Source organism: Caballeronia sp. S22, from assembly GCF_964261745.1.
Lineage (GTDB): Bacteria > Pseudomonadota > Gammaproteobacteria > Burkholderiales > Burkholderiaceae > Caballeronia > Caballeronia jiangsuensis.
Map to the genome: position 1 here is coordinate 296,625 of NZ_OZ180040.1, position 18,669 is coordinate 315,293.

13 protein-coding genes are annotated in these 18,669 nt (G+C 60.9%); 7 read left to right on the forward strand and 6 right to left on the reverse strand.

Annotated elements, in window-relative coordinates:
- Nucleotides 1–23 precede the first annotated feature (23 nt).
- Nucleotides 24–290, forward strand: coding sequence for a DUF4242 domain-containing protein (locus tag ACEN42_RS39660; RefSeq protein WP_371884524.1), 267 nt, complete (start codon nt 24–26; stop codon nt 288–290).
- Between the two features lie 108 nt (nt 291–398).
- The gene (locus ACEN42_RS39665; protein ID WP_371884525.1) at nt 399–1,304 is read left to right on the forward strand and encodes an alpha/beta fold hydrolase; all 906 of its coding nucleotides are present in this window, start codon (nt 399–401) and stop codon (nt 1,302–1,304) included.
- Here ACEN42_RS39665 and ACEN42_RS39670 read toward each other — a convergent pair.
- Complete coding sequence (locus tag ACEN42_RS39670; protein WP_371884526.1) at nt 1,270–4,293, reverse strand: AAA family ATPase; 3,024 nt, start codon at nt 4,291–4,293, stop codon at nt 1,270–1,272. The two genes, ACEN42_RS39665 and ACEN42_RS39670, sit on opposite strands and share 35 nt — an antisense overlap.
- Nucleotides 4,294–4,900: 607 nt before the next feature.
- On the reverse strand, nt 4,901–5,473 hold the full coding sequence (locus tag ACEN42_RS39675; protein WP_374191234.1) for a hypothetical protein: 573 nt from the start codon (nt 5,471–5,473) through the stop codon (nt 4,901–4,903).
- 80 nt (nt 5,474–5,553) lie between these two features.
- Between ACEN42_RS39675 and ACEN42_RS39680 the strand changes: the two genes are divergently transcribed.
- From ACEN42_RS39680 to ACEN42_RS39690, 3 genes are all read left to right on the forward strand, one after another.
- Nucleotides 5,554–6,969, forward strand: coding sequence for an MFS transporter (locus tag ACEN42_RS39680; protein ID WP_371884528.1), 1,416 nt, complete (start codon nt 5,554–5,556; stop codon nt 6,967–6,969).
- Nucleotides 6,966–8,741, forward strand: coding sequence for a winged helix-turn-helix domain-containing tetratricopeptide repeat protein (locus ACEN42_RS39685; protein WP_371884529.1), 1,776 nt, complete (start codon nt 6,966–6,968; stop codon nt 8,739–8,741). The genes ACEN42_RS39680 and ACEN42_RS39685 overlap by 4 nt, the downstream gene beginning before the upstream one ends.
- Before the next feature lie 122 nt (nt 8,742–8,863).
- Nucleotides 8,864–9,337, forward strand: a complete 474-nt coding sequence (locus tag ACEN42_RS39690) for a hypothetical protein (RefSeq protein ID WP_371884530.1) — start codon at nt 8,864–8,866, stop codon at nt 9,335–9,337.
- Between the two features lie 447 nt (nt 9,338–9,784).
- Here ACEN42_RS39690 and ACEN42_RS39695 read toward each other — a convergent pair whose 3' ends face one another.
- From ACEN42_RS39695 to ACEN42_RS39705, 3 genes are all read right to left on the reverse strand, one after another.
- Nucleotides 9,785–10,849, reverse strand: a complete 1,065-nt coding sequence (locus ACEN42_RS39695; RefSeq protein WP_371884531.1) for an HAD family hydrolase — start codon at nt 10,847–10,849, stop codon at nt 9,785–9,787.
- 238 nt (nt 10,850–11,087) lie between these two features.
- Complete coding sequence (locus ACEN42_RS39700; RefSeq protein ID WP_371884532.1) at nt 11,088–11,729, reverse strand: transposase; 642 nt, start codon at nt 11,727–11,729, stop codon at nt 11,088–11,090.
- A gap of 132 nt (nt 11,730–11,861) precedes the next feature.
- A complete protein-coding gene (locus ACEN42_RS39705) occupies nt 11,862–12,878 on the reverse strand; it encodes a hypothetical protein (RefSeq protein ID WP_371884533.1) in 1,017 nt (338 codons plus the stop codon).
- A 774-nt stretch (nt 12,879–13,652) separates the two neighbouring features.
- Here ACEN42_RS39705 and ACEN42_RS39710 point away from each other — a divergent pair.
- Together ACEN42_RS39710 and ACEN42_RS39715 are read left to right on the forward strand one after the other, a co-directional pair.
- The gene (locus ACEN42_RS39710; protein ID WP_374191235.1) at nt 13,653–15,224 is read left to right on the forward strand and encodes an anaerobic sulfatase maturase; all 1,572 of its coding nucleotides are present in this window, start codon (nt 13,653–13,655) and stop codon (nt 15,222–15,224) included.
- A 171-nt stretch (nt 15,225–15,395) separates the two neighbouring features.
- Nucleotides 15,396–16,886 carry an arylsulfatase gene (locus ACEN42_RS39715; RefSeq protein WP_371884535.1) on the forward strand — a complete coding sequence of 497 codons (1,491 nt, stop codon included), beginning with the start codon at nt 15,396–15,398 and terminating at the stop codon, nt 16,884–16,886.
- Nucleotides 16,887–17,274: 388 nt separating this feature from the next.
- Here the strand turns inward: ACEN42_RS39715 and ACEN42_RS39720 are convergent, their stop codons facing one another.
- On the reverse strand, nt 17,275–18,624 hold the full coding sequence (locus ACEN42_RS39720; RefSeq protein ID WP_371884536.1) for an IS110 family transposase: 1,350 nt from the start codon (nt 18,622–18,624) through the stop codon (nt 17,275–17,277).
- Nucleotides 18,625–18,669 lie beyond the last annotated feature (45 nt).

Below are 18,669 nucleotides of genomic sequence, written 5' to 3' on the forward strand. Positions count from 1 at the left end.
TAACCGCCTGGTAAGGAGACGCCATGACTCTCTTCATGATCGAGCGCAATTTCGCCGAGCAACTTGATTTCACGGCGGAGGGCGCCGAAGAGGTGACGGAAATAAACAACGATGTCGGCGTCAAATGGCTCGTCTCTTTTCTCACCGCCGACAAGCGCAAGACGTATTGCCTGTATGAGGCGAACAATATGGAAGCGATCCGGGAAGCGGCGCGTCGAGCGGATATTCCCGCTGACGAAATCATCGAGGTGACGGAGCATCGGCCCGAATGGCTGCTGCCGGCTCGCTGAGTAGGTACTGTCGGGCGCCGGATCGCGATGGTCAGAATTGACTATTCTGCGCGACCCCATTCATCGGCTATAAACGCGGCATGGCCCGTTTCATTGGGGAGTAGCGACATGAATTCGCGCATGTTCTTCTGGCTGTCGCTCGCGATGTCGTTGCTCGCCGCGTGCTCAGATTCGAGGCTCACCACGGGCGGCGTTCAGATCCGCGAGACGAGCGTCAACGGCGTGCCCATGCACTACGAGCAGCAGGGAACAGGCGAAACGGTCGTGCTGGTGCACGGTGCCATCGCCGACTACCGCGCCTGGGATGCAACCCGCGATGCGATCGCGGCGCACCATCGCGTCATTGCGCCGTCGAACCGTTATTTCGGCACCATCGCGTGGCCCGACAACGGCGGTAAATTTTCCATGCAGACTCACGCGGACGATCTGGCCGTATTCATTCGCGCGTTGAACGTCGGTCCCGTGAATCTAGTCGGATGGTCGTACGGCGCGGACCTCTGTCTTGTCGTTGCGGTACAGCATCCCGAACTCGTGAAGAGCGTGTTCGCCTTCGAGCCATCGCTCACAACGTTTGTCACGAATGCAGCCGATCGCAAGTCGATTTCCACGGATCAGCAGCAGGCGTTTGGCGCGGCTTTCGTGGCGTCGAAGCGCGGCGATCAGCAGGCCGCCTTGCGCCCCTTCGTCGATGGCGTGAACGGCGCGCCCGGTACCTTCGATCAGCTTCCCGCGTCCGTTCAGACGGTGCTCTCGGACAACGCCCGCACGATTCCGCTGCAACTCAACGCCCCGCCGCCTCCAGCAATCACCTGCGTTGACCTCGGCAGAATCTCGGCGCCGGTCGCGATCGCGCGCGGCACGTCCACCAGGCCGTTCTTTCGCATCGCGGCGGACACCGCCAACCGATGTATTCCCGGCTCGCGGCTCGTCCTGATTCAGGACGGACGGCATCTCGCGCCCGTCGAGAAGCCGAAGGAATTCAACGCGGCTCTGCTCGCTTTCCTGTCCGGTTAGCCTCGACCGATGTCTCTCGTTCGTCGAGCAATCCGGCGTGGCTCGCGAAAGCGGCGGCCTCGGTGCGATTGGCCGTGTACGTTTTCTCGAGGATGTTCCTGATGTGGTTGGCAACGGTGTTCGCGCTGATATCGAGAACCCGCGCGATGTCCCGATTGTTCCGGCCAATCGCGACCAGCCGCAACACTTCCACCTCCCGGTTCGTCAGGCCGCATGGGTAGACGGTTCCGCCGCCCGGCGCGTCGAGCGCAGCGGAGAGCGTCGCGACACGAGCAGCGAGCGCCTGCATGCCGAGTGCACTGGCGTCGGCGAGTGCGGTGACGAGAAGCAAGCGCGCGCGCGGCCGGTCATCCGCGCTGCCGCGCGCATGAAGCATGCGCGCGTACTCGTAGCGTCCGTGCGTGAGCCACGCACGCGCGCCCGTTGAAGAGTCGATGTCGATCGCGGCCATGAAATGCTTCTGTGCCGCGTCCCATTGCTTGCCGACCATCGACAGCATGCCCAGCAGACGGTCAGCAGCGCCTAGGCAAGGCCCTCCAATATCCAGCAACAAGGTCGTGCCTGCGTAGGGCTGCAACATCCGGTACAGGCAAGCGGCGCGGGGCGCGTCTTCTAGATAGACGCAGACTTCCGCAGCAAAACAGGCGCGCGTGAGAGCGTCTGCATTATCCGGCACGGCATGCATCTGCTCGATGCGCAGCACTTGGAATTCCTCCCGCGCGGCATCGCGCATGTCGAGCTCGGCGTAGATCAGCGCGATGCCGGGCCGCCAAAGCGAGGCAGTCGGACTCTTGCGAACCATGAGCTGCATCGCCGGCAGTACTTCAGCGAGCCGCCCCTGCTCCCGCCGGATACAAAACATCTGCATGCCATATGCCGTGGACGCCGCGTCTTGCGTGACGCGCTCGCCGATAGCGAGTGCTTCTTCCGCCTGCCGCTCGGCGCGGTCGAACGCACCCTCGTTGATCGATAGAAGCGTCTCGAAGCACAGCACGACGGCTTGGTGATAGAGCGAGTTCGTCGCGCGCGCGACACGGCGATCGGCATTCAAGGCGTCGCGCAGCGCGGCGATGTCCCCGACTCGAAGAAGGTCGCATAGACGATACGCCATCAAATCGGCAAGCGTCCATTTGAGCTCGCTCGACGACTGAGCGATAGTCCATGCCTCGTTGCCAGCCAAGAGACGCTCCTGCAGCAAAGACGGCCAGTAGCCGGCCGACGTGATCGACGTGAGTGCCAGATAGAGCCCGCGCGGGTCGGCGAGTTCGCGCGCGAGGGTCACGCACTCGCGCCACATGCACTGCGCCTCGTCCGCGAGGTTGCAGTACACATACGCGCGGCAGAGGCACGCCAGCAGCTCGACCCGCATCGGGTCCGCGCGCCGATGCGCTTCGATCGCTCTCCTCAGGAGCGCGACGGATGTTTCTCCGGAGCGCGCAGTGCGAAAGTTGGCATGCTCGAAGCCGATGGCGGCTTGTGCGAACTGAGCCGTCATCGCGTGACGGCCCGCGAGTTCAGCTGCTTCAAGAAACGCCGCACGGCTGGGCTCGGCCGCGCCGAGATCGGCCTCGACTCGGCCGAGCGTCAGCAGCAATTCGCAACGCAGCGCAGCGTCCTCGCGACAATGCTCGTTTTGCAACGAGAGCGCCAGTCGATACAATCTCGCTGCTTCTTCATAGGCATACGCGCGGGCGGCTTCACGCGCGGCCTGACGCGCGTAATCCAGCGCCTTGGCCGTATCGCCGTGACGTCCCGCCTGCGAGAAGTGGTGCGCGAGTTGCGCAAGCCGGGGCTCGCGATTGCCGCGCTCGGGTGCTTCGAGCCATCCGCCGATCGCACCGTGCAAGCGCTCGCGACGCGCGGCGAGGAGATCCTCGTACAACATGTCACGAATCAGCACGTGGCTGAACCTGAGCGTGCCCCTTTCAGCGGTCGATTCCAGCAAGTTTGCGTGCAGGCCCACCTCGAGATTCGACAGCACTGTTTCTTCATCGTCTGCCGCAAGCCAGATCAGCAGCTCAATTTCGAAAGTTCGGCCGATGCACGCCGCCAGCGTAAGCAGGCTTCTGGCGCGCTCCGGCAAATGCCGCACGCGTCGCGCGACAACATTGCGCACCCCCTCGGGAATGGTCGTGAGGAGCACCGGATCATCGTGCGCCCAGACGCCCGTTCGTTCGCGATGCTCCATGAGCAGGCGCACCGTCTCCTGCAGAAACAGCGGATTGCCTTCGGTGCGAACGTGCAACGCCTCTACGAGCCTTGTATCGGCCGCCACGCCGCTCGCGGCCAGAAAAAACTGACCCGATTCGTGGCAATTCAGCCCTTTCAGATGACGGCGGCGGAAGCCGGGCATGCGGATGAGATCGGCGAAAGCGTCGTTGAGCGGATGATCGCCTTCGACGTCGGTGTCGCGATACGTGCCGAGCACCATGATCGATGTGTCGGCGAGCTGGCCGGCAAAGAAGGCCAGGAGCCGGATGGATGTCGGGTCGGCGCAGTGAAGGTCGTCGAATACCAGTAGGATCGGATGCCCCCGCGCGGCGCTCCGCCAGAATCGTGTGATGGCGTCGAACAGTTCGAAGCGCGCCTGAGCGGTATCAATCGGTCGGGGCAACATGTTGTCCGCGTCGTCATGCACGAGGACCTCGGGAATTGCCGCGCCAATGATGAGCGCGTCTGCTCCGACCAGATGCGCGACCCCGCCTCCGGGATCTGTCTCGAGAAAAGCACGGAAGATTTGGCGCCAAGGCCAGTAGGCAGGCGCACCCGGTTCTTCCGGGCAGCGACCCCAGTAGACGGAGAAATTATCCCGAGCCGCCGACCAACCAATCTGCTGCGCAAGCCTGCTCTTGCCGATTCCCGCTGATCCAGCGAGCAATACGAGCCGGCCGGCCCCGTCCGCAGCCTTACGTAGTGACGCCTCTGCCAGTTGCATTTCGTCACTACGGCCGATGAAGAAACCGACCGCTCCGGTCGTTGGCGAGAACATGGGCGGTTCCGGGAAATCGCAATATCAGGCGTCGAAGCTTTCCAATCGGTTATAGCAAAGAACGGCAACGCATCAAGCTCCGATCCGGTTCGGCCACTACCAGTTGCGAAAAAAGTACCTACGAAACGCAATAGTAACCACTTTCTCTTGACTTGCGTGTCTGTGCTCCGTGCGCTGCGGTAAGCGGCATCGCTAAGGCCGATGCGCCATTCGGGAGGCGATATAGCCGTATGCAACGGCAAGATGCGCCGATCAAACAACGAAAGCGGACGGGAACAGTATTGACAAAGCCGTCGACTTGCTGATGACGATGCAGTCGATATCAAACAATGCTGGGCCGTCGGCAAGAGAGCCTTGCGCTCGTCGAACGCCGCCCGGCTGATCGACGAATGCTTCGTCCGCAGAGTGACAAACCTCCCATACTTCAAGCACTTAATAAGGTACTGCGCGAGTTGTCCACAAGCTTTTCAACGGAATCTGTGGATAAGTTTCGCCACCAGTTCCAGTCTTGTTCGTGGCTTAGAAGGAAGCGGTTCACCGCGAGGCTAGCTTGCGGTGTCCCTGCCGCTTCCCGCGGTCCGCATCACCCGGCTTCAGCGATCGAGCCTCACCTTCCTCCGTCGAAGTCCCCTCGGGTGCCTTCGAGAGTAATCTGCGGCGCCAGCAGGCATGGAGAGCCGCATGCTGTGCCGTTTCCGGATGGCATCGAGCCGGGAACCTGCTCGCGGCTCAACACCCCTCTGACGACGCGACCGTCGCGCTCGACCACAATCTGCACATCGAGTATCGCACCCGCCTGCGGCGCTCCCGGAAACTCGATGTGCATCGAGCCCGTGCAGTCACTATTCACCTGATACTCCCCGGTCTGCCCCTGCGCGAAACCCGCCGAATTGACCGCGCCCGGTCGCGCCATCCCGGTGTTCATCAGGAAGTCTTTGCGCGTGAACGACCCTCTGCCATCGAACGTCTGTACGGCTACGCCGTCGATCAGTTGCGGACTCGCGTACGGATAGATCGTTCCGCCAACGATGATGCCGACCAGCGAACCGTGCGCGGCAAAGGCGTAGGACCCTCTCAGGGTAGCGTTCGAGCACTGGTGATCATCGGCGCGTGCGACACCGCCCGAGAGCAGCAATGCGCCCGCCAAGGCCGTGTAAGCACTCCAGAATCGGTGTTTCATTTCGGTCCCCTTCATCATCGACACTTGTCCATACTGCGGCGGCGGCGGGTGGCGAACAATGGAGACGAGGTGAAGAAATCATGAACGGCGGGCGCTTTCCAGGCTTCGCGAGGAAGAAAACTGCCCTACTCTTTATCGAAACGGATCGCCGGCATTCATGGGGGCGCCTCGTGTCGAAAAAACCAGACAACCGTTCACGACCCACGATGACCATGACTGCCCGCCAACGCTGGACGATACTGGTGGCGAGCACAGGTGGCGCACTCGAAGTCTTCGATTTCGTGATCTATGGCTTCTTCGCCCGCAACATTGGCGCTGCGTTTTTCTCCCTGCACGCGGGCACATCCGGCGAAATGCTGTCCTTCACGGTGCTTGCTATCGGCTATCTGTCGAGACCTGTCGGCGGCATCCTGTTTGGGCGCCTGGGCGATCTGTATGGCCGACGCATTGCCTTCCTGTCGTCCGCGATGATTGCGTCCGTGGCGACCTTTCTCATTGGAGTCCTTCCTACATATTCCGACTGGGGCATTGCCGCGCCCGTGCTTCTCGTGCTGCTGCGACTGATTCAGGGATTGTGTCTCGGTGGAGAACTTCCCGGTGCGGTCGTCTATGCGGTGGAAACCGCCCGCGCGCGGCCGGGGTTCCTATGCGGCATCGTGTTCGTCGCCGTCAATCTCGCCCTGCTGCTCGCGACCTGCGTCAATCTCATCGTGCAAAGGTTGTTCACTGCCCCTCAGATGGACGAGTACGGCTGGCGGCTCGGCTTTCTCATCGGCGGCATGATCGGTCTATTAAGCTTCGTGATACGCAGGCGTCTCGCCGAAACCGACGAGTACGCGCGCGCCGTCAGCGCGCGCCATCGTGCGCCCTTCAGCATGCTCTGCCGTCGACATGCCATGCGCCTAGTGACGGGCACCGGCGCGTGCCTTCTGGTAGGTGCGTCGAGCGGCATCTTGATCGGTTATCTGCCGTCCTATCTGCGCGGACTCCACTATGAGCAGGCCCAGATCATCGACGCGCAAATCAGATATCTCATCGTCGTTGCAGCATGCATCCTCGTTACATCGCATCTCGGCGACCGCGTGTCCCGCCGTCAGGTGTTCAGAGTCGGCACGGTTTTGTCCGCACTCTTCGCGCCCATTTTTTTCATCGCGGTGACGAATCGTTCATGCAGCCTGGCCACGCTATATGTAATGGCCGGGGTCATCGCATCGCTAGCGAACGGTACTTACGCTTGCGCGATCGCCGAGTCGTTTCCGCTCGACGTTCGGTTCAGCGGCGTCGCCACCGCGATGAATCTCGGGCTCACCTTGGCGCTCGGGCTGACACCCCTCGCCGCGCATTTCCTGGATGCGCGACTGCGCGCTTCGCCCGCGCTCGTCATGGTGGCGTGCGCGCTGCTGTCGTTCGCCGCATCGTTCGGGATGGCGCGCAACGCCCGGCCGGCCAACGCAACGGATGTGAACATCCGATCGCCCCTGAGAGAGCGCCCATGAACACGCCTGGCTCCGCGGGCATGGAAGACGTCGAACTGGACACGCGCCGCTACGAGTTGCGGCGCCGCGGCGAACCGGTCAAGCTCGAACGTCTGCCGATGGAGCTGCTGATCCTGATGGCATCGCGCAACGGGCAGCTCGTCACGCGCGCGGACATCGTGCGGGCGCTGTGGGGCGCGAATGCGTACCGTGAAACCGACACCAGCATCAACACGGCCATCCGCAAGATCCGTGTCGCGCTCGACGAAGACCCCGACGTCCCGTGCCATCTGATCACCGTCAAGGGCAAGGGCTACCGCCTGGAAGGCATTCGAACCGTGACCGGGGAGCCGGGCGCCCAACCCACGCCTGCTACGACCGCTGCACCGATCCGCGTTCTGGTTTTGCCGTTCGAGAACAATAGCGACGATATCGGCCTCGACAGTTTTTGCGCCGCGCTCGCTGACGAGACCTCCGCGAATGTCGGCATGCTTGATCCGCAGCGCATCCTGGTGATCGCACGCACCACGGCCGCTCGCTATCAGCGGGCCAACAAGAGCATCGCTCAGATCGCCCACGAGCTCGATGTCGACTATGTGCTGGAGGGATCGCTGATGCGCGAAGGCGGACGGGTCCGCATCCTGGCGCAACTGATTCGCTCCTTCGATCAGGTGCAGCTCCTCGGCTGCGCGCACGAGCCGATGGCGAAAGGCGCGCTCGATATTCAAAAGGAAGTTGGCGCGGCGCTCGCGAGGGAAGTCTCGCCCTCCCTCGCCGAGCGGCAGCAACACAGGTTGTCACGCAGGCTGCCGATCGATCCGGCCGCGCACGACGCGTATCTGCGTGGCCGCTATTACTGGACGCGCCGCGTACATTTCGATGCCGGCTTCGCCGCACATCATGCGCTGAACGACGAGGACTTCATCCGTGCGCACAGCTACTTCGAGACCGCCCTGGATCTCGATCCGACCTATGCACTGGGCTACGTGGGAATGTCGAACATCTACGGCTCCACGGCAACCCACGGCTTCTATGCGCCCTCGCAGGGCTATCCGAAAGCGCGCGAGGCGGCACTGCGCGCCCTGGAGCTGGACCCAAGCCTTCCCGAGGCGCATCAGGCCCTCGCGGGCGTTCATTACTTTTACGACTGGGACTGGCGCCGCGCGGAAGAGGAGTTTCTCGCGGCGCTGCGCCTGAATCCGAGCCACGCGGAAACCAGCCGCCTCTATGCGCGACTGTTGCTCGTGCTCGGCCGAGAGGCGGAAGGACGCGCCCAGTTTGAACTTGCCGAAAGAGTCGATCCCCTCGGATTCGAAGGTTCGCGCGTCTTCGGGCTCGTGCAGTCGGGCCGGCATGACGAAGTGATTCGCGAGTATCTCAGCGCGGGGCGCGGCCCTAGCTCGCCGCTCATTTATCAATTGCTCGCGACCGCGTTCGAGGTCGAGGAGCATTTCGAGGAAGCGATCGACGCGACCATCGACGCGCTCACGCGCTGCAATGAATTCGCCCGTGCCGAGGCGATTCGGACAGTGTGGTGTTCGGGCGGTTATAAAAAAGTTCTCGAATGGTACCTACAAGATTTGCTGGCAAGACGACGACACCGTTATACCTCGCCTTTCCTGCTCGCCGAGATCTACGCGCGGCTCGAGCGGCCGGACGAGATGTTCCACTGGCTTGAAATCGCGCTCGTGGAACGCTCGCCCCGGCTTTGCGAGCTTCGCACGAACGCGTGGTTCAGGCGTTTCCGCTCGATGGGACGTTTCCGCAATGTCGAACGGCGCATCGGCCACTGACTTTCCGTGCGACCGTTCAGTGGTGCCGAAACGTATCGGACCGCAAGCGCATTTCATCCGACCGTGCGGAATCGCCAGGACTGGACTTACTTCGGTCCAGGGACGAAAGCGAACCTGCGCTCGTGACCGACGTATCTGCGACGCCGCCGATATCCTTTGCGGACTGGGCTGATTGGGGCTGCTGGGTCGACGGTCTGTCTTGCGCCCATACGTGGCAAGAGACGACCATCGCTGCGACAACCGCTACGACCTGGGTCATTTTCATTTCGGCATACTCCGGTTCCGGATTTGGCCACGGATGTCGAGAAACCAGCCGTGGACGTGGGCGCGTAGAAGAAGCCTGCGGGTGGCTGGACTTCGCGTCTAGCCGTCAGGATGCGCCGAGCGGCGCGCGGGGGCCATCGACGAAACCTGAAGAAACTCTGAAGAACCTCAATAGAGCTGCACCTTTTCATGAGTGGGGCGCAGAGCAAACGAAGGTGAGCATGTGGTTCTTCGCCGTCGTCATAGAGAACATCTTGCGCCCGACCCTGTTCATGCGCAACATTCACCGATTCAATCGATTTCTGTCAATCGAACTAAACATGAAACCCTGAACTGAGCTGAACCCTGCGCCAGACCGACAACTGTGCGGGCCCAGATTCCATCTTTTGCGTCAATTCGCCACGCCTCGATCGCAACCACCTCGATTTACTTGCAGAGCGACGAGGTCAAGCGCGCCCGCCAGATGAATCAGGCTTTCGCCGCCCGGTAGCTCGTAAGCAATGATATGAACGCGGCCCACCCGTGATCGTAGGAACAGACGAAGGTGGATCCTCGGTCAACTGCATCGATGTGCCCAAATAGAATATGCTCGCATTCCCCGGCAACCGGAGGATCCAACGATCGCTGACGGCATTCAAGCGAAAAGAACAAAAGAACAGCGGCGGAGCACAACAGAACTGGCCGTTGCCGGCTTGACCTGCTCGCATAACCCGGGATGGCGTCGCGGCGCCCCGCTTCCCGGGCTGCCAGCGCGCTTCTGCCGACGGCGCAACCCTCGCTCACCGCCTCGGGAGCGGATAAATCGTCGTCCAGTCGTCTTTCATGCTTACTACGGCCCATCCATCGGTTACCGCTTCGTCCCATGCCTTGTCGAGCTTGCCCACTTTCGACCGACGGTCGTATGCAAACTCCCGGACGGCGTCGTCGTGGTGCACAAGCAATGCGAGGTGCGGCCCGCTTGCTGCGGCGGTGTATTGCAGCATTTGTAGGTCGCCGTCCGAATTGCCAAAGGCAAGGATGGGCCGGCGGCCGATTTCGCGATAAATGCCAATCGGCTTTCCCGGACCATCGTTGACGAAGTCGATCTTGGGCCGGCGAACTAGCGCCGGGTGGCCATCGCGAATTTCGTACTGGACAAGCTGACTGGATCCGATCACCTGCTCGGGCGGAATACCGTAGATCGTCTCCGCCCACGGTCGGATGAATTCAATGGTGCCGCCCGAGACGATGAACGTCTTAAACCCGTTAGCGCGAAGATACGCCAGCAGTTCCAGTTGTGGCTGGTAGACGAGTTCGGTAAATGGTCGTTTCAGCGTCGGATGTTGTGTCGTCGCCAGCCAATTGCGAATCGTCTTGTCGTATTGATCCACCGTCATACCGCTATTGGCCACTGCGACCAACCGCATCAACGGCTTTTGCAGGCTGGCGAGCGCCCCATAGTCTTTTTTCAAAATCGCCTGGTATGCGGGGTTGCCCTTCCATTCCGGATGATTCGGCGCGGCAGCCGTGATCTGATCGAGCAGGAAGAGGAACTGGAAATACAACGGCTGTTCACTCCACAGCGTGCCATCATTGTCGAAGACGGCGATACGCTCGGCCGGCGGCACGAACGTCGACGAACCTTCGCGCGTGACATCAGCGACAAATTTCACGATCCTCTTCTTCGCCGTTCCCTCACGCCAGGAAGGTAGCGCAGCGGCGGCGTTGGTCGCGCTCGCCACAGCGGGCGACTTCGCGTCAGAGGCGCTTTGGCCGACACAGCCGGCAACACTCAAGGCAACGACTATGGCGCCTACGAGACCCAAGGCGCGACGTGACCAGTTCCGGCGGCTGCATAACTGCATGTCGACCTCCTGTTTTGCGGTTCGGTTCGCCCCCAGGCGTGACGCTACAGAACGCGCTGTCGGCTATCTCGGTTAACCGATAGCCGCTGGTCGGGACGAACCGGGACGTTCATGGGCTTGTCGGCGACCGGACGATCTTCGCCCGGCACACACCGATAGCCACTTCGTTCGAGGACGTGTAGGGCCTGGCTTTCGTGGTTGACTTCCCTCGCATCGCGGACATCGCGGAATGGTCGACTTACCTGTTGGTGGCCGAGTGACGCCCGCGACTGACGAAAGATGACAGACCGTGCTCTGAGATGAGTTTCCACATGTGCGAGTGCGAATACCTCACTCCGTACCGCGCTTCGACAGCCAGCCGCAATCGGGCATTGGTCCAGCGGTCGGCTTCAATTCCGCATACTCGCGGAGACTGCTTCAGAACTGCGAGGAGCCAGGCAAAGCCTTCGGCATCGAGCTTGGGAGGTTTGCCTGGCGTGCTGGACAAACTGACTGGCCGCAGCCGATCACCGAATCCTAGATCGATGATGAGTTGCCGCACATAGACGCGTGAAAACGATAGCCCGAACTCCCGCTGGATTAATTGTCCGACCGCGCCGATAGTCCAACGCTCATTCTCAATCGCGTAGTCTCGAGGCAAGCGGGCCAGCGCCTCGCGGAGCATCGCCCGCGCGCTGTCATCGAGCGCCGATCGCCGGCCGCCCAAAGAAAGCGTCCGAAGGGCGGCGATCCCACCGCGCTCGATCATTGCGCGATACTTGCGCACCGTGGCTTCGGAGAGGCCGAGCTCGTGTGACACATGCATCACATCAAGACCATCCAGCAGCATCTCGCCTGCCTGGATGCGCAACGAAACGGTGTGTAATTCACGAGCGGGCACAGGGACCCTCCGGGCGATGATCTTCAGCCGATTGTGCCATGAAGACCCTGCGACTCAATATGCGGGATCGTGAAGACGGTGCCCCGTCAGTCGGGCCAGAGCAGGGAGAGAGGGATGGTGCCGGGCTGGTGTCTAGAGGCCCGCCAGTCTTTCGACGAACTTTTGCATCAGTTCGGCGAACGGATATTTGATCAAAAGCAACGGGGCCATTGGCAACAGCGCCGCAATCGTCAGTTGCGTTATCAGGCGCGGACTCGCCGGGGTCCACCGCACGCGACATACGTCGCCAAATATGTTCTTCAGCGCGACCAGGGGGGCCCAGTCCGGCGTACCGAGCAGCTGGTCATATGGTGCGTCACTGGCTCCCACCCACTTCCTCTCGAGCCGACCTAGGTACCGCTCTGCGAGATTCATGAAGTCGTCTCGCCCCTTTACCCGGCGAGCCCAGAGTTTCGGTGTGAGGATAAGCAGGGGAGCAAGAAATAACAGCGCGTCCACGAAAAGCGTGGCTGCGACTGCGGGGTAGACGGCTTCAACCGGCATCATGCCCGCGGTAATCCCCTCCGCAAAGGATGCCGTCTGAATCAGCGAGATGGCGACTACCAGCGGTGCGAAATGCGCATGAACGACGTCCAGATAGCCGATGCCCGCCGCGCCGTCAGGATGAGCAGGCAATAGACGAAGAGGCAGTGCCGACAGAGTCCAGAGGAAATACCACCACAGGCATAGGCGCCAGAGCCAGCGCAGCATCAGGAAGCGGAACACCGTCATGCATACGGTCCAGTACCATTGCCCGGTCAAGAATCCGATCGCCGGGTGGCCAACGACGTTTTCCGCCGTCGTTCCGAAACGGCTCAACGGGGTGCCATACCACCAAAGGAGAACGGCCAACAATGCGCAGATTGTTTCGGGAACCCAAGAGTCTTTCCATCGGGTGATGCGTGCGACGCTTATCGTGAGGGTCTGAAGTGCATCTTGGGAGACCACGCCTGAACGCACGAGGGAGCGGACAAATGAGGTCACGCGTGGGTCCAGGACCGATTCACAAAAAAAGAATAACGGGATGGCGGCAAGCAGGCGGATATGCACCCCAACAACCAGAAGAGACGACATCCGGTGCAGGACGCCATCCGTGATGGCAAGCATCATTAGGACGATCCACAACAGCAAGCCAAGCGCCACCCCCAACGCAACGGTGTTCGCTCTCCCGCGGACGAGATGCAAGTGGCATCCTAGGCGATGAAGCGGACCACCGAGCAAGGATAGATCGTGAAGTCTTGGTTGTCCTTCCATGATCGATGTCACCTTGGCGCGTTGTTTGAAGCGGAGCGATTCGATCCACGCGGTCAGGCCAAACGCTGCCTTGAGGGACCTCGTGCATCAGCACCGGTCCACAGGCAGTGCTGGCCCCGCATGAATCGTCATGGCTTTGAAGCCGCAAGTGTCGACAGATCCTCTGGCGCTGACGGAGACCCAAGGCTGGTCCCGGGGCAAAATCAGCGCTCCCGGGCAACGCGGGCGTCGAGCCCAGAAGGATAACGGACTATTGGGAGATTGTTCGCAACAGATCGCTCCGAGGGCGCGCCCACAACGATCGACGGGGACGCGGACCCGAATCAGTGCAAACAACGAACGCATTACAAGAACGTTCTTCCTGCGAAGCCCCAAAAGGAATGACAGGTTGAATACTAAGGTCAGCTGCGCCGGCGCAGCTGGTCTGTAAACGCCCACTTCATTTAGCGCTGCCACAGGGAATCGCGGATGTCTCAGCAACCCCACTTCTCCGATTTGGAGGGCGAGCCTCACGAGCCGGACGAGTCGTCCGCGTTTCAGATCTGGGTTGATTTTGGCCAAGTTGGGTTGCTTTCCTAAACTGGGGTAGCTAGATTTAGCATCAATGCGGTCTGCGTTCCGCTCGGGGCTGTGACAGTTCTGCTTTCTATCTGCAAGCGCCTGTTCGAAAGCATGCCGGTCACGTTTCATTCAACGCATCTGGCAGGGTGGCAGCATCTGGCAACAACCGAGCACTTCACATCCACCGGGGAGATTGCCTTGACGGACTTCAAGTCCTCGCCTCATGCTGTGCAGATCGGGCCTGCCAGCGGCCCGACAGGAGATGATGGTCGGCCAACTGATGCGCCACCATGTTTCCATCTGCTGGCGAAGCCGAGTGGATCCACCTGCAATATCGATTGCAAGTATTGCTTCTTCCTGTCCAAGGATGCGCTTTACCCGAACGAGAAACACCGGATGTCGGAAGCTACCCTGGAGACCTACATCCGCCAGCTGCTCGAGTCGCACCGCACTCCGCAGGTCACCGTCGCGTGGCAGGGCGGCGAGCCCACGCTGATGAAGGTCGGCTTTTTCAGAACCGCGGTCGAACTCGTCGACAAGTACCGCAAACCAGGACAGGTAATCAAGCACACGTTTCAGACGAACGGGATCCTCATCGACGATGAATGGTGCGCCTTCTTCAAGGAGCACGACTTCCTTGTCGGCCTGAGCGTAGACGGTCCACGCGAGCTCCACGACGCTTTTCGTGTTGATCGTCGCGGACGGGGTACGTACGATCTAGTGATGCAGGGATGGCAGCAGTTGCGAAAGCATGGGATTGAATTCAACATCCTGTGCACGGTCAACGCCGCCAACGAGTGCCACGGCCGTTCGATCTACCGTTTCTTCCGTGACGAACTGGGTGCAAAGTGGGTGCAGTTCATCCCGATCATCGAGCGCGCCACCGAGCAGACGATCGAGATGGCCAATCAGGGCTGGAGCGAACGCCCCGGCCGCAAGCGCGTACTGTACACACAGACGGGCAACCTGGTTACCGAACGGTCAGTCGGCGCCGAACAGTATGGGCGGTTCCTGATGGATGTCTTCGAGGAATGGGTCCGCCACGATGTAGGCCGCGTCTTCGTGCAACTGTTCGACGTGACGCTGGAGGCCTTCTTCGGTCGACATCTGTTGTGCATTCATGCACCGACGTGCGGCCTCGGCCCGGCGCTCGAATACAACGGAGATCTGTATTCGTGCGATCACTTCGTCGAGCCCGGTTATCGGCTGGGCAACATACACGAGACGCACATGCTGAAGCTCATGGCGTCTCCGGAACAGCGCAGGTTCGGTCAGGACAAGCGTGATTCCCTGACGGCTCAATGCAGGCGCTGCGACGTCAGGGCGCTATGCAATGGTGGTTGCCCGAAGGACCGATTCGCGCTCTCGCGCGATGGCGAACCCGGACAAAACTATCTGTGCCCCGGTCTCGAAATGTTCTTTACCCGGTCACGCCCCGCGATGGAGACGATGGCCAAACTCCTTCGTGAGGGTCGCCCTCCCTCTGACATCATGACCTTCACCGCGGCGAGCGACAAGCGACGCGGTCCCTATGCATCCTGTCCGTGCGGCAGCGGCCAGAAGTTCCGGTTTTGCCACGGCAACCGCGCGCCGCGTCCCTCCTTGGACGCAGTGGGTACTCGACATCAGCGCGACTTGTGAAGCGGTGGGTTAAGCCGTGTACGTCAACTGCATTAACTGACATACCACGCATTTGTTGGGTAAACGGAGTAAGCGGACTGCAAACTGCTCTGTCTGGTCCGCAAGCGACGCACTGTCGGCCCCGCCTGCGCATAGGTGACCGGGCTCCTGCTGGAAGCAAAGGAGGCATTCATGGCGACGAAGCAACCGAACATCCTGATTTTGTGGGGCGACGATATTGGGTGGTGGAATATCAGTTTTAACAGCCGCGGACAGATGGGCTACCGCACGCCGAATATTGACCGGATCGCGAACGAAGGCGCGGCGTTTACCGACTACTACGCGCAGCAGAGTTGCACGGCGGGTCGGGCCGCGTTTATCACTGGCCAAAACCCGATGCGCACCGGTCTGACGAAAGTCGGAATGCCTGGCGCGGACATCGGCTTGTTGGATGAAGACCCAACGACCGCGGAACTGCTGAAACCACTTGGCTATACAACCGGCCAGTTTGGCAAGAACCATCTCGGCGACAAGGACAGATTCCTGCCAACGATGCATGGATTCGATGAGTTCTTCGGGAATCTCTATCATCTGAACGCTGAAGAAGAGCCAGAGGACCCCGACTATCCGAAGGACCCAGCGTTCAGGAAGCGGTTCGGGCCCAGAGGCGTGCTCCACTGCTGGTCCGACGGAAAGGGAGGGCAGAAGATTGAAGACACGGGTGCGCTGACTAGAAAGCGCATGGAAACCATTGATGACGAGACCACCGACCACGCCTTGGCGTTCATCGACAAGGCTCATCAGGAAGGCAAGCCTTTCTTCGTGTGGTACAACACAACGGCAATGCATTTCAGGACCCATTGCGCCGAGAAACACAAGGGCAAGAGTAGTCAGGGCGACTATAACGACGTGATGGTCGCCCACGATGAGAACATCGGCAAGATGCTCGGAAAGCTCGACGAACTGGGCATTTCCGACGATACCATCGTCATGTACTCGACTGACAATGGAGTTCATTACAACAGCTGGCCGGACGCCGGAATCACCCCGTTCCGCTCGGAAAAGAACACCAACTGGGAAGGCGGCTGGCGCGTGCCGACGTTTGTACGGTGGCCAGGGAAAATTCGCGCAGGTACCGTGCTTAACGGAATCGTCTCCCATCAGGATTGGCTGCCGACGATCCTCGCCGCAGCGGGCGTTCCGGATATCAAGGAAAAGCTGCTCACTGGCTACGAGGCTGGCGAGAAGACCTTCAAGGTTCATGTTGACGGTTTCAACATGCTCCCCTATCTGAGCGGCGAGGTGAACGAAAGCCCTCGCCAGGCCTTTTTCTACATCAGTGATGACGGGGACATTCTGGCGATCCGGATGAAGGACTGGAAGATGGTGCTGCTGGAACAGCGGGCGGCTGGACTGCAGTGCTGGGCGGAACCGTTTGTCCGCCTGCGACTCCCCAAAATGTTCAACCTTCGGCGCGATCCGTTTGAGCGGGCAGACGAAAGCTCGAACACGTACTGGGACTGGATGATTTCACATGCCTACCTGCTGTATGCGATGCAGGCGATCGTGGCCGGAGAAATCGACGAGTTCAAGGCGTTTCCACCGCGTCAGAAGCCGGCCTCGTTTAATCTGGACGCGGTTCTACGACAATTGGAGGACGCCGCGGGAAGCCAGGGGCATTGAGGGCACGATAAACCAGGCCACGCACCGGTGACGTACGAGTCTGCCGGGTCATTTTTTTGGGACGTCGCGGCGACTCAACCGCCCCCGTTCCGTCAGGCGCTCCGGATGAGCGAGCTTGTCGGAAGGCCGGCGAAAGTCGTTCGCCCAACCTGTACCAACGTCGGTTCGGTGGCGGGGTAGTTCAGAAGCGTATTCCGAGCCCGACGTAAGCGCCAGCGGTCTTCACGTCGTACAGGAAATCCGGCTTTTCATAGTTCATGCTGACGATCCGATAGCCAGCTTTCGCGACGATCATCTTCGAGATATTGTAGTTGACCCCTGCCAGCAGCTGCCACGAAAGCCTGTCGCCTCCTGTCCCGGCATCGGCGTAGCCGACTACTGACCATTCCTAAGAAACGCCCTCCGCGGGTTGGAGGGAGAAGCCGAACTCGGCTGCCCGTCGGTGCAACTGCTTGATGACACGCTCCTTGTAGCGCTGCTCGTAGTGGTCGGCTCCCGGGTCGGCATATTGCATGCCGAAGCGCATGGCGTTGTAGAACAGCACGGCGATCTTGCGCGCCGTGGCGGTGACGGCCTTGGCTTTGCCAATGCGAGCAGCCAGCCGGCGGTAGAACGCACCCAGCGCCGTGTTGGTCTTTCCCACCGTGACGGCAGCCAGCCGCAGCAGAGCAGCCACTCGATTAGTTGTCTTGCGCGTATGTGAGGACAGGACCTTGCCGCCGCTAACCTTGCACCCTGGCGAGAGGGTCAACCAGGAGGTGAAGTGCTTGGCAGTCGGCCAACGGCTGAGATCGGTGCCGCATTCGGCGACGAGACGCACAGCCAGGTAGGGACCGATCCCATGGATCTGGGTGAGATCGACGCCAGCGAGTTGGTACATGAGGATGCGCACGTCGAAGCTCAGCGCGTTCGGTTGTTGAGTGCGGCTCCGCACCTTCCCCAATGGCTGTTGCGGTACGGGGTTTTGCGCCGCAATCATGGTCAGCGTACGTTCGATCTCGACGTCGCATTCGTCGACGCGGGCTTGGTAGAAGTCATACAGTGCCAGAGCTTGTTGCAGCGCGAAGACGTGTTCGGGCTGGTAGTTGCCCACGAGAGCGGCCCGGATCGTCTCGACGCTGGACCTGCAGTTGCGATCACGCATCGCAGCCAGCACGCCGGGATCGCGCTCGCCGGTCACGATGGCGCGGATGATGCGCATCCCTGTGGCTCCTGTCACGTCGGTGACGACATGGTGCAGTTGAAGGTTCATGAAGGTCAGCGCCTTCTGCATATGCTGGATGTGTGCGGCCGCGTAGTCCAGATGTCGTTCCCGAAGCCGCAGATAGGCTCGAAGCGCAGCGATGTCGCCGCTGGGTCTGAAGCTTGGGCGCAACAGGCCGCAGGCATGGAGCCGCTGCAGCCACTGTGCATCGCTGACGTCGCTCTTGCGGCCGGGCACAGCGCGGGACTCGCGTGCATTGGCCACGATCACCTCGAGGCCACAGCTTTCGAGAACTTCGTACGCAGCGATCCAGTACACGCCGGTCGATTCCATCGCCACTGTTGTGATGCCCAGCGATACGATCCAGTCGGCCATGCGCTCGAGGTCGCCAGTGAACGCCTGGAAGGTCTGGACGGGTTGGTCGCACAGTTCGGGCGGTACGGCAACGACATGGAAACGGGATCCGATGTCGATGGCCGCTGCCCTGTCATTGATGACGGGCAGGCCTGACAGCTTGCTGCGGGAATTGGACATGATCGAAACCTCCTGCAGGTTGGGCGCACCGGACGGGGGACTCGG